Source organism: Gemmatimonadales bacterium (genome assembly GCA_030697825.1).
Taxonomy (GTDB): Bacteria; Gemmatimonadota; Gemmatimonadetes; order Gemmatimonadales; family JACORV01; genus JACORV01.
In genome coordinates this window covers 25343-36855 of sequence record JAUYOW010000147.1, presented here as the reverse complement: position 1 = coordinate 36855, position 11513 = coordinate 25343, and the positions used below count along the sequence as shown (strand labels likewise).

The window sequence follows — 11513 nt, the reverse complement described above, 5'->3', positions numbered from 1 at the left end:
ACAGGGAGAGTAGGGACGATCGGGTTGAACACCAATCGCACGAACGGATGAGAGTAGGTACGCTTCTTGAGGTAGGGGGGTAATCCCCTGTACGAGGGGGGGGTCGGGGTAATCCCCGACACTCTAAGAGAGGCATCAGCTATTCCTCGCACCGCAGCGTGGTAAGGGTGGCGGCTTCGAAGCCTCGGTGCAGGAACAGCGCGCCATTCCCATGTGGGTCGGCGTCGTTGCGGCCGGCGGCGGCGCGCTGATGATCGGGGCCGGCCTTCTCGGCCGGAAGGCCTGAGGTCCGCGGCTGCCCTGCCTTTCAGCCCCCGGCGGCGACCTTCTCAGCCAACTCCGTCGTCCAGCCCTTTTTTTCGTCCCGTCCCACCCTGCCCCGTGCCACCACCGGATCATGCTCGAAGACCAGCTGCCAGCCTTCCTGCGCGGCCCGCGGCAGGAGCGCCTTCTTGGTGGCGAGCGTGACCAGGGGCTCGAGGTCGTAGCCCATTATCCAGGGCGCCGGCAGGTGCGCCGACGTCGGCACCAGGTCGCCGAGGAAGCAGGCCGACTCGCCCGAGTCGCTCACCAGGATGGACTGGTGGTAGGGCACGTGGCCCGGAGTGGGAATCGCGCGGATGCCCGGGAGCACGTCCGCCTCGCCATCCAGCAGGCGCCAGCGGTCCAGGGCGGTGATGGGCGCGAAGTTGGGCGCGAGGTAGCTCGCCCGGATGCGCTCGTTAGGTATCGTGGCGAACTCCAGCTCGCGACGCTGCACCACGTAGGTCGCGTTCGGGAACGCCACCTCCACCGCGCCGTTCTCCCGCTTCACCGTATTGCCGCCGGCGTGGTCGAAGTGCAGGTGGCTGTTGATGACCCACGTCACGTCCGCTGGCTGATGCCCGGTCTCGCGGATCGCGTCCTCGAGCGGCGTCGGCCCCGGGTCGCCGGCGTTCTCGACCCCGTAGATGTCGAGGAACTTCGCGTTCTCCTTGTTGCCCAGGCCGGTGTCGATGAGCACCAGGCCGTCCGGATGCTCCACCAGCAGGCAGCGCATGGCGAGCGGGATGCGGTTGCGATCGTCGGCGGGGATGCGGCGCTCCCAGAGCGGCTTGGGCACCACGCCGAACATCGCGCCGCCGTCCAGCCGCTGGAGCCCGCCCTCCAGCGTCCAGCAGGTGAGCCGCCCCACCTTGAACTGGAGCGCGCCGCTCATCCGGCCATCACCTCCAGCTCCTGCCAGGTAGCGATGCCGCTGGTCTCGGCGCGCTGAAGGAGCCGCCGCAGCACCTGGGCGGTGGCGACGGCGTCGCCCGCGGCGCGGTGACGGCGGTCGGTCTCGATACCGAAGAAATGGATCACGCTGTCGAGGTTACGTCGCTCGAGCTCGGGCACCAGCGCGCGGGTGAGCCGGACGGTGCAGAGGCGCGGTGGCCGCAGGATCGCATCGCGCGCCCGCTCCACCTCCGCCTCCACGAAGCGCCAGTCGAAGCGCGCGTTGTGCGCCACGAACACGCGTCCCGCCAGCGCCGCGAGCACCGGATCGGCGATCTGCTCAAATGGCGGCGCCCCGTTCACCAGCGCGTCGGTGATGCCGGTGAGGGAGACGATGCGCGGCGGGATCGGTCGCCCGGGGTTCACGAGCGACTCGAACGCCACCTGGATCCGGCCGCCATCCACGTGGACGACCGCGATCTCGGTGATGCGGTCGCCGTGGCGGGCGCGCATGCCCGTGGTCTCGACGTCCACCACGGCGAAGCGGATGTCGCGCAGCGGGACTCCGCGCCACGCCGGCGCCGGCACCACGCTCCAGCAGCCCTCGACGTCGAACGCGAAGCGCGGGTCCGCGCCGAGCAGCGCGACCACGAGGCGCTCCGCCACCGCAGGGTTGGCGCGCTGGAGGCCGAGTACGTCGCGGGTGATGTCGAGGGGCTGCCGCGGGCCTTCGCGGAGGTAGACCAGCGCACGCTCGGAGAGCGTCCTCACGGATCGTCGCGGCGGAGCGGCATCGTCATGCAGCGGGGCCCCCCGCCGCCGCGGATCAGCTCGCTGCCCTTGATCACGATGGCGGCGCGCGCGTCGTCGTCCACCGGGTCCTCGCCGCCCAGGAACTTTCGAGCCGGCACGATACGGAAGCCGGCCTTCTGCATCTCCTTCAGCGTGGCGTCGTGACGGTCGTACCCGACCACCACGCCCGGCCGCACCGACACGAAGTTGCACGCCGACCCCCACTGCTCCCGCTCCTGGTCGGCGCGGCTGGCGCCGCCGCAGAAGATCGGCTCCAGCGGGTGGCGCACCGCGTTCAACGCGGCGAACAGGTTCGGCATCTCCTTCACCGCCGCCTGGCCCTTGTGGCGGTGGAGCACCGCGAGCCGCTCCGGGCCCACGAAATGCGGCGGGTAGACCACGCACATCTCGCGGTCCACCTGGGTGAAGATCATGTCGAGGTGGATCGCCGTCGGCTCCTTGGGCATCACCACCACGATGACGTCCTCGATGCCGCACTTCTCGAACAGCACGTCGGTGAGGTAATCGAGCGCGGCCGGCGAGGAGCGCTCGGAGAATCCCAGCACGACGAGATCGGGACGCAGCGGGTGCACGTCCCCGCCCTCGAGGCTGAAATTGGTGCGCCGCTCTTCCGAACCGTCGTAGAGGATGCCGGCGTTCGCGAACGCCGGGTGGAACCGGAACAGCGCCGAGACCAGCAGCTCCTCGGTCCAGCGCACCCCGTAGCGCATCGAGCCGATCACCGCATGCCCGCCGATGACGATCCCGACGTCCCGGGTGAAGAAGAGGTTGGGCAGCGGCGGGAGCATGTAACCCTGTTCGTTCAGCGCCGCCGCGATCGGGCCCGGCTCCTCGACCGCGCCCGCGACCAGCACGTCCACCAGCTCGCGCACCGGCAGCTTGGACAGGCGTTGCGCCAGCGCGTCGGAGGGCACGATGTCGAGAGCGCGCCCCACCAGGCGGTCACGCACCTCGGTCTTCGCGAAAATCTCGGCCAGCGCGTCGCGGACCTGGATCACCTCGGTGAAGCGTTCGAGCACCGCCACCAGGTGCCGGTGCTCCTTCCGCGCATGCTCCAGGTCGATCACGTCGTCGTAGAGGTAGTCCTCCCGCGTGCCTGGCGTGACGCCCAGCAACTCGTTGCCGGGCGTGTGCACCAGCACCGAGCGCAGCGAACCGATCTCGGAGGTGACGTGGATCGCTTTCACGCGCGCCGCCGGGTGAGCGCGAAGGAGAGGGCCTCCAGCTCCAGCGCCATGTTCACGTTGGTGACGGTGACCTCATGCGGAACGGCCAGCGTTACCGGGGCGAAGTTCAGCAGCGCACGCACCCCCGCCCGCACCAGCCGGTCGGCGACGCCCTGGGCGGCCGCCGCTGGGGTGCCGATGACCGCGATGTCCACCGGGCTGGCCGAGAGGTCCGGCTCCAGCTCCTGGATGGCCCGAACCACGTTGCCGTCGAGCAACACCCCCACCTTGTCCGGATCCGCGTCGTAGATCGCGGCTATCTCGAAGCCGCGCGCCTCGAAGCCCGGGTAGTTGGCCAGCGCCGCGCCGATGCGCCCTGCGCCGACCAGGATCACCCGGTGCCGCCGCCCCAGGCCGAGGATGTCCCGCAGCCGCGCGGCGAGGAGCGAGGTGGGGTACCCGATCCCCCGCTTGCCGAACGATCCGAAGATCGAGAGGTCCTTCCGCACCTGCGCGGCGGTCGCCCCGCCGCGCTCGGCCAGCGCTCTTGAGGAAACCGTCGTCTTCCCCTCCCCCTCGCACTGGTCGAGGAACTGGAGGTAGAGCGACAGCCTGCGGATGGTGGACGGGGCCACGTGACGCACGACAATGCCTTGTGAACGATTTCACAAAGCTAGGCTCCGGCAAGGACGCGGGCAAGCGCGACGAACTGCCGCGGACTCAGTTCCTCGGCTCGATCGGCCGGCCCTAGCCCCGCCGCGGCCAGGAGCCCGGCCACGGTCGAGGGCTGAAGGTCGAAGGCCTCGCGCAGCGTGCGTTGGAGTTGCTGGCGGCGACGTTGGAAAGCCGCGCGGATCAGATCCCGGACCTGCCTCTCCTCCGATTCACCCGTCACCAGCGGCTCGGCGAGCGGGGTGATCCTGACGACGGCGGACTCGACCCTGGGCGGCGGCCGGAACGCGCCGGCGCGCACCGTGAAGAGGCGTTCAACACTGGCCACGAGCTGTACGCCCACCGAAAGAGCGCCGTATGTCTTCGAGCCGGGCGGCGCGGCGAGTCGGTCGGCGACCTCTCGCTGCACCAGGAACACGATGATCCGGGGACGCGGCGGCGTGAGCGCCCTCTCGATGAGCGGCGTCGTGATCTGGTAGGGGATGTTCCCGCAAACGGCGGACACCGTCGGCCAGGCGACTTCGAGCGCGTCGCCGCACACGATACGCACCTTCGAACCCGCGTAACGCACTTGCAGGGGGGCTGCGAGCCGTTCGTCCTTCTCGATGGCAGTGACGCTCCCCGCCCGCTCGGCGAGGATCTTCGTGAGGGTTCCCTTCCCCGGGCCGATCTCGAGCACCGTGTCACGAGGGGTGAGGTTCGCCGCGTCGGCGATGCGGGAGAGGATTCGGGGGTCGAAGAGGAAGTGTTGGCCGAGCCGCGCTCCCACGTCAGCGGCGCAGGACGAGCAGCGAGCGGTCGTCGTCGTGCTTGTCCCCGGAGAAGGCCTCGAGGTCGCTGAATACCGCGGCCACGATCTGGGGGGCCGGACGCGCCACGTTGGCGCGGACGACGGCGAGCAGACGCTCTTCCCCATACGGCTCGCCCTGGGCGTTGCGGCTGTCCACCATGCCGTCGGTGAACAGGCACAGGAGGTCACGCTTCGGGCGCCACTCGACCTGGGCGCCGAGCACGACCTTCTCGCCGGCGAGGCCGAGCGGCGGCGCCGTCGCGCCAAGGCGTTGCAGGTCACTCCCGTTCGCCGACACGACGAATGCGTGCGGGTGGCCGGCGTTGGCGTAGCGCAGCACGTTCTTTCGACGGTCCACCACGCCGTAGAAGAGCGCCATGGACATCTCGGTGCGGCGGAGCTCTTCGCCGATGTCGTCGAGGAGCCGCTCGATGGCCTCCTCGGGGGATGCGGACGACTGGGCCAGGATCCCCGCCGCGGAAATGGCGTGGGCCATCAACATCGCCGCCGCGAGTCCGTGGCCCGACACGTCTCCCATCATGACGCCCACGACGTCGCGCCTGAGGCTGATGAGGTCGTAGAAGTCTCCGCCGACGAACTCGGCCGGCTGCGACCGCGCGCCGATGTCTCCCGACTTGGACAGCAGGGACTGCGACGGCATCAGCGCGAGCTGGAGCTCGCGAGCCAGGGTCAGCTCGGTGCTGAGCCTCGCCCGCTCGCGCTCGACCTCCACGAGCCGGGCGTTCTCGATCGCCGCGCCGATCTGGTTGGCGATGGCCATGACCAGCTTCTTGTGGCCGGCGGTGAAGACGTCCTCGCCAAGGCGGTCGGTGAGGTTGATGACGCCGACCGGCCGCGGACCTCCGTCCGGCGGAGCGTAGAGGATCGGCACGCAGAGGAAGGAATAGCCGCGGTAGTTACGGCCCGGCTGACAGGCCTCGTGGGGGACACCGCCGGCCGCGTCGTAGGTGAGCGCTCGGCACTCGCGGAATACCTGGGCGGCGATGCTGCAATCGTCATCCACGGAGACCGGAGCGAGCTGCGTGGGGTCGAGCCCGCGGCCGGCGACGACGCGCAGGAGACCCTCCCGCTCATCGTGCACCATGATCGAGGCGCGCCGGGCGCCGACGACGCTCGACACCTCGCGCACGATCGTCTTCGCCGCCTCGTCGAGCTTCACGGTGCGGCCGAGGATGTCGCTGATGGTATAGAGGAGGTCGATCTCCTCGTAGCGCGTCGCCAGCTCGGCGGCCACGAGTCCGTTCTCCCGGTCGTTGGCCAGTATACCGCTCAACAGCGCCGCGGCGGGTTTCGCGTGCGCGGGCCGCGCCTCCTCGGGGGTGGCATCCGGGCCAAGCTGGAGCCAGGTGCCGGCAGCGCCCGGGACGGGCTCCAGCCACGCTGCACCCTTCGGGGTCTTGATCGCGTGGCCGGAGTCACCATCGAACCTGGGCCACCACGCGCCGCGCTCCTCCGACAGCGCCCGTATTCGGTCGCCCTCGACCCGCCACACCTGGATCTCACCGCCCACGAGCTGCCGCAGTGCTTGGAGCGTTGCGTCCAGGCTCCCTAGTCGCGCCGAAGGATCATGCAGATGCAGTTCCCCTTGGCATTGAAGCGGACCTCGTCCATGAGTTGCTGGATGAGGAAGAGCCCGCGGCCGTCGGGCCTGGAGCGGTATTCCGGAAGCGTCGGATCGGGGATGCCGGTCGGATCGAACCCTTCGCCGGCGTCGGTGACCTCCATCTCGATGGCGTTCCGGCCGAAGAGAACGCGCACGCCTATCCCCTCGGCGGCCCCTCCCGCGCCGTAAAACATCGCGTTGGCCAGGGCCTCGGTGAGGGCGACGCGCAGATTGAAGCGGATGCTGTGCCGGTCCACGAAGCTCGCCTCGAGGTGGCGCGCCACGAGGTTCACCGCCTCCTCGATGACCGCCACGTCGTTCGGCACCGTCAGGGTCAGCTCGGCCTCGAGCCCGGGTTCGGCCGCTCCGGTGAGGCGGGCTACCTGGGCCGAGAGCGCGGCGCGCATGGGCTGGCTCAAAACGCCCCGAGCGCCTCCGCCGGGGAGTCGGCGATCGCGAACAGGGTGTCCAGTTTGGTCAACTCGAACAGCGTCTTGAGGTCTTCGTTCAGCCCGGCGAGCCTGAGGTCGCCGCCTTCGTCGCGGATCTTCTTCGACAGCGAGACCAGCACCCCCAGCCCCGACGAGTCGATGTAGGCGGTCTTGGTGAAGTCGATCAGGAACTTCCGGTCACCGGCCTCGAGCGCCTCGAGCACCTTGGCCTTCATTTCATGCCGGTTGCCCACGATGAGCTGGCCGTCCACCTCGACGACCACCACACCCTTCACATCCCTACGTACCGTGAACGTCATGAACCCTCCAGGGGCCAGTGCTCATGGGGTTATGGACTGGAGCGCCGCGATCGCGGAGACCAGCACGATGTCTTCGGCGGACGCGCCGCGAGAAAGATCACAGCAGGGCCGTGCGAGTCCCTGAACGATCGGCCCCAGTGCTGTCGCGCCCGCTATCCGCTGTACGAGTTTGTACGCGATATTGCCGCTGTCAAGGTCAGGAAAGATAAGGACATTGGCCCGGCCGGCTAAGGGGCTGCCTGAAGCCTTCCGTCCGGCGACTTCCGGAACCAGCGCGGCGTCGGCCTGGAGCTCGCCGTCAGCCGGCACGTCCGGCGCTGCCTCCCGGAAGCGGTCCAGGGCCTCCCGGACCCTCTTGATGCTCTCGCCTTCGGCGCTTCCGCGCGTGCCGTGCGAGAGGAACGCCACCCGCGGCTGGTCGCCGACGATGCGCCGGCGGTCCAGGGCGGCGGCGAGCGCTATGTCCTTCAACTGCTCCGGTGTGGGGTACTGGACCACGCCGCAGTCGGCGAACGTGAGCACGCCGTAGGCTCCCGTCACCATGTAGAAGCTGCTCGACACGGTCACGATGCCCGGCGCCGGCCCCACGGCCCAGAACGCCGCGCGGAGCACTTCCGCCGTGCTGTGCGCCGCCCCCCCCACCGTCGCATGCGCCTCACCGAGTGCGACCAGACCGGCGGCGAACCGGAGCGGGTCGGCGGCGAGCGAACGGGCCGCCGCGGCTCCCCTGACCTGGTCCGGCTTACGCGCGGCGAGGAGTTCCGCGACGGCGCCGAGCATGGGGTCCGACCCCGGGATGCGGACCGACACGCCGGGCGCTTCGGCGGCGGCCCAGGATGCGGTTCCCTCGCCGCCGAGGAGGGTGACCTGAGCGATGCTCTCGAGGGCCAGGCGGCGCGCGGCCTCTCGGACCCGAGGGTCGTCGCCCTCGCTGAGCACCAGCCGGCGCGCGTGCTCGGCGGCCCGGAGGAGGAGACCCTGCGTGAACTCGTGGCTCACGGGCGCCTGGCCTACGGCCGCGGGAACTTGCGGACGAGCGCCTCCGAGACGAGCGGGTGCACCAGCGCGCTCACGTCTCCGCCGAAGCGCGCCACCTCGCGCACCAGCGACGAGGAGAGGTAGGTCAGGTCGAACGCCGGCACGAGGAAGACGGTCTCGATCTCGGGGGCAAGCTTGCGGTTCATGAGCGCCATCTGGTACTCGTACTCGAAGTCGCTCACGTAGCGCAGCCCGCGCACGATCACCGACGCGCCGATCTCCCGGGCGAACGCGACGAGCAGACCGTCGAAGGGACGGACCTCGACCCCCGACTCGCCGCCCACCGTCTGACGCACCAGGTCCACCCGCTCCTCGGTGGTGAAGAGCGGCTCCTTGGCGATCTGCGTCGCCACCGCGACCACCACGCGGTCGGCGAAGACGAGGCCGCGGCGGATCAGGTCCTCATGGCCCCGGGTGATGGGGTCGAACGAGCCGGGATAGACAGCCAGTCGGGTCATGGGACCTCAGTGGGCAGACGCGCAGACGCGCCGCGGTCGGCAGTGGTCAGGGTTCAGGGTCGGGCGCCTCGAGGAACGTGAGTATCGTGCTGCCGTAGCGGCGGTGCTCGCCCTCACCGACGTCCTCGTGGATCTCGTGCTCAACGCCGAGAATGCGTGCAAACCGGCGCTCGCGGAAGAGGGCCGCGATCCGGGACGCGTGGCCGGTGGTGTAGGGCGGGTCGGCGAAGGCGATGTCGTAGGCGCGCGGCTCCAGCTTGGCGGCGAAGCGCAGGGCATCGGCTCGAAACAACCTGCAGCCGGTAGCCGAGAGCTTCTCGATGTTTCGGCCGAGCGCGTCCAGGTTGTTCTGGTACAGTTCGACGAAGTCGCAGCCGGCGGCGCCGCGGGAGAGCGCCTCGAGCCCCATCGCGCCCGAGCCGGCGAAGAGGTCCACCACGCGCGCACCGGCGAGCCGGTCAGCGAGGATGTTCATCCACGCCTCGCGTACCCGGTCGGTCGTGGGGCGAGCGCGCGGGTCGGCGGGAGACTCGATACGCCGGCTCCGCCACATCCCGCCGGCGATTCGCACCCTAGGCCGCCGTCAGGGCGACCAGGCGCCCTTCGAGCATATCCCGGCCCATATAGGTGTCGCGTTCGAGGCGGACCGCGGCGCGCAGCGGACCCTTGGCCGAGCGCACCAGCTCCTCGACCTCGTCGCGAACGTTCCACGCCACGGTGCGCAGGGAGCGAGTCCCGTCGGTGAGCGTGAACCGCACGTGCTTCTCGCCCATCGGCCTGGGCGGACCCGCGAGCCGCACGCCTTCGAGTCCGAACACCGGCCCCGGGTTGCCGAGGCCGGTCGGTTCCAGCGCGCGGATGAGCCGCTCCATCTCAGCGGAGAGGTCCGCAAGCCCGAGCACCGCGTCCACGCGCTGGGTTGGTACGAGGTCGGCGGGATCGACCTGCGCGGCGCACGCGTCGTTGAACGCGGATCGGAACGCGTCGAGCCGGTCGCGCCGCACGGTGAGTCCGGCGGCCATGCGGTGGCCGCCCCACTTGTCCAGGTGAGAGGCGCAACTGGCGAGCGCGGCGTGCAGGTCGCACCGCCCGACGGACCGCCCCGACCCCTTCCCCACGTCGCCGTCAAAGGCCACCAGGAACGTGGGCCGCGAGATGCGCTCCACTACGCGCGAGGCCACGATCCCTATGACCCCGGGATGCCAGCCCTCCCGCGCGAGCACCACTCCCACGTCGCGTGACGGGTCGTAGTCGGACTCCAGCACGGCCAGCGCCTCCTCGAGGGTGCGCTGGTCGAGCGCCTGGCGCTCCGCGTTCTGCCGCTCGAGCTGTGCCGCGAGCTTCGCAGCCTCCTCGGCGTCGTCGGTGAGGAGCAGCCGGAGGCCATCGTTGGCGTCGCCGACGCGGCCCGCCGCATTGAGCCGCGGCCCGAGCAGGAACCCCAGGTGTCCCGCGCGCAGCGTCTGGTCGGCGAGGCGGGCTTCGCGGATCAACGCCGCCAGGCCCAGCCATCGGGTGGAGCGCATGACTTTGAGCCCGAGGCGCACCAGCGCCCGGTTCTCGCCGGCGAGCGGGACCAGGTCCGCCACGGTGGCGAGGGCGACCAGGTCCACGAGGTGCCACGGTACGCCCTCGGCCACGCCGAGTGCGCGGCCCAGCGCGACGGCGAGCTTCCAGGCCACGCCGGCGCCGCAGAGATCGGCGAAGGGGTACCGGCTCTCGGGGCGGCGCGGATTCACCATGGCGATGGCGTCAGGGCGCTCCGGACCGGGGAGGTGGTGGTCCACCACTATCACGTCCATGCCAAGGCTACGCGCCTCGGCTATCGGCGCTACTGCCGTCGTGCCGCAGTCGAGCGTGAGGATGACGCGCGCGCCGGCCGCGGCGGCTGCCTTCACTCCGGCCTCGGACAGGTCGTAGCCGTCACGGATCCGATGAGGGAGGAACGGCACCGGCCGCCCGCCCGCGTGGGCCAGCAGCCGCGTCATGATGGCCGTCGAACACTGCCCGTCCACGTCGTAATCACCGTGCACGAGCACCGGCTCACTCCCGCGGACCGCCTGAACAAGCCGTTCCACCGCGGTGTCCATGTCGGGGAGGAGCATGGGATCGTGGAGTTCCTCGCGCGAAGGCCGCAGGAAGCGCCGCGCCGCTTCCGGCGTGGAGCAGCCGCGCTGCACGAGGAGCCGCGCGAACGGGAGCGGCACGCCGAGACCCTGGGCTACGCGGTTCGCGACCGCGTCGTCGGGAGCGGGCTCGACCTGCCAGCGGCGCGCGAGGGTCTCACCCCTCCGCATATAGGAGCACGCCGCATACCTCGCACGATTCGATGGAATGGCCCTGCTGGATCTCGGCGCGCCGCTGGAGAGGGACCCCCGTGTTGCAGTGGCCGCACGCGTCCTGCCTTAGCGCGAAGACGGCCTGCGGGGCACGGCCACGACGGATCCGCTCGTAACGGACGAGCAGCGCCGACGCGACGGCCTTGGTAGCTTCGGCCCGCTCCGCCTTGGCGGCCGCGAGCTGCTCGTTCAGCTCGGCCCGCTTGGCCTCTAGCGCCGCCCGCGCCTCGGCCTGCTTCGCCACCACCGCGTCGTGCGCCTTCTGGAGGTCCTTCACCTTCTTCTGCGCCTCGACGATCGCGTCGCCGCTGCGCATGAACTCGGCCTCCTCCTTCACCAGCACGCTGCGTGCGAGGTCCAGTTCCGCCGTCAGAGTGGAGGCCTCCTTGGCGCCACGCACGTACTCGAGCTGCTGCCGTCTGGTCTCCTGCATCCGCTGGTAGCCTGCGATGCGCGCCTCGAGCTCGGCGCGTCTGGCTTCGGCTCCCGCGGCGCCCCGGTCGGCATCCTCGAGCGCCTTGGTGTGGCTGGCTAACTCCGCGTCGAGCGCCTGCTCCTCGGGGATCAGGGCGTCGAACGACTTCTCGACCGCCCCCACGGCCCGGTCGCGCTCCTGGAGCGCGAGCAGGGCTGCTATATCTGGATGCAACGATGGCTCCTTTCAA

The 11513-nt window shown here is 70.3% G+C and carries 13 protein-coding genes; all 13 read right to left on the bottom strand.

Features of this window, described 5'->3' with window-relative positions; translation table 11 throughout:
* Window positions 1–307: 307 nt before the first annotated feature.
* The 13 genes from Q8Q85_08145 to Q8Q85_08085 are packed head-to-tail and all read right to left on the bottom strand — an operon-like array spanning window position 308 to window position 11497.
* A complete protein-coding gene (locus Q8Q85_08145) occupies window positions 308–1198 on the bottom strand; it encodes an MBL fold metallo-hydrolase (GenBank protein MDP3774223.1) in 891 nt (296 codons plus the stop codon).
* A complete protein-coding gene (locus tag Q8Q85_08140) occupies window positions 1195–1968 on the bottom strand; it encodes a 3'-5' exonuclease (GenBank protein MDP3774222.1) in 774 nt (257 codons plus the stop codon). Before Q8Q85_08140 ends, Q8Q85_08145 begins: the two co-directional genes overlap by 4 nt.
* Entirely contained in the window at window positions 1965–3197 is a 1233-nt protein-coding gene (locus Q8Q85_08135; GenBank protein MDP3774221.1) for an arginine deiminase family protein, read from the bottom strand. Before Q8Q85_08135 ends, Q8Q85_08140 begins: the two co-directional genes overlap by 4 nt.
* Window positions 3194–3820, bottom strand: a complete 627-nt coding sequence (locus Q8Q85_08130) for a redox-sensing transcriptional repressor Rex (GenBank protein MDP3774220.1) — start codon at window positions 3818–3820, stop codon at window positions 3194–3196. Before Q8Q85_08130 ends, Q8Q85_08135 begins: the two co-directional genes overlap by 4 nt.
* 29 nt (window positions 3821–3849) lie before the next feature.
* Window positions 3850–4617, bottom strand: a complete 768-nt coding sequence (gene rsmA, locus Q8Q85_08125; protein MDP3774219.1) for a 16S rRNA (adenine(1518)-N(6)/adenine(1519)-N(6))-dimethyltransferase RsmA — start codon at window positions 4615–4617, stop codon at window positions 3850–3852.
* A 1-nt stretch (window position 4618) separates the two neighbouring features.
* Entirely contained in the window at window positions 4619–6169 is a 1551-nt protein-coding gene (locus Q8Q85_08120; GenBank protein ID MDP3774218.1) for a SpoIIE family protein phosphatase, read from the bottom strand.
* Between the two features lie 38 nt (window positions 6170–6207).
* Window positions 6208–6669 (bottom strand): ATP-binding protein, encoded by a 462-nt coding sequence (locus tag Q8Q85_08115; protein MDP3774217.1) that lies wholly within the window; start codon window positions 6667–6669, stop codon window positions 6208–6210.
* Window positions 6670–6677: 8 nt separating this feature from the next.
* The gene (locus tag Q8Q85_08110; GenBank protein MDP3774216.1) at window positions 6678–7013 is read right to left on the bottom strand and encodes an STAS domain-containing protein; all 336 of its coding nucleotides are present in this window, start codon (window positions 7011–7013) and stop codon (window positions 6678–6680) included.
* A gap of 21 nt (window positions 7014–7034) precedes the next feature.
* Entirely contained in the window at window positions 7035–8012 is a 978-nt protein-coding gene (locus tag Q8Q85_08105; GenBank protein MDP3774215.1) for a phosphate acyltransferase, read from the bottom strand.
* 11 nt (window positions 8013–8023) lie between these two features.
* On the bottom strand, window positions 8024–8509 hold the full coding sequence (gene coaD, locus Q8Q85_08100) for a pantetheine-phosphate adenylyltransferase (protein ID MDP3774214.1): 486 nt from the start codon (window positions 8507–8509) through the stop codon (window positions 8024–8026).
* A gap of 46 nt (window positions 8510–8555) precedes the next feature.
* Window positions 8556–9080: a 16S rRNA (guanine(966)-N(2))-methyltransferase RsmD gene (gene rsmD / locus Q8Q85_08095; GenBank protein ID MDP3774213.1), complete on the bottom strand. Its 525-nt coding sequence runs from the start codon at window positions 9078–9080 to the stop codon at window positions 8556–8558.
* A gap of 1 nt (window position 9081) precedes the next feature.
* The gene (gene recJ, locus Q8Q85_08090; protein ID MDP3774212.1) at window positions 9082–10806 is read right to left on the bottom strand and encodes a single-stranded-DNA-specific exonuclease RecJ; all 1725 of its coding nucleotides are present in this window, start codon (window positions 10804–10806) and stop codon (window positions 9082–9084) included.
* Entirely contained in the window at window positions 10793–11497 is a 705-nt protein-coding gene (locus Q8Q85_08085) for a hypothetical protein (protein ID MDP3774211.1), read from the bottom strand. The genes recJ and Q8Q85_08085 overlap by 14 nt, the downstream gene beginning before the upstream one ends.
* Between the last annotated feature and the right edge of the window lie 16 nt (window positions 11498–11513).

Coding starts and splice junctions, on each gene's coding strand:
- Q8Q85_08145 (MDP3774223.1), bottom strand. CDS start 1,198: ATGAGCGGCGCGCTCCAGTTCAAGGTGGGGCGGCTCACCTGCTGGACG.
- Q8Q85_08115 (MDP3774217.1), bottom strand. CDS start 6,669: ATGCGCGCCGCGCTCTCGGCCCAGGTAGCCCGCCTCACCGGAGCGGCC.
- Q8Q85_08110 (MDP3774216.1), bottom strand. CDS start 7,013: ATGACGTTCACGGTACGTAGGGATGTGAAGGGTGTGGTGGTCGTCGAG.
- coaD (MDP3774214.1), bottom strand. CDS start 8,509: ATGACCCGACTGGCTGTCTATCCCGGCTCGTTCGACCCCATCACCCGG.
- recJ (MDP3774212.1), bottom strand. CDS start 10,806: ATGCGGAGGGGTGAGACCCTCGCGCGCCGCTGGCAGGTCGAGCCCGCT.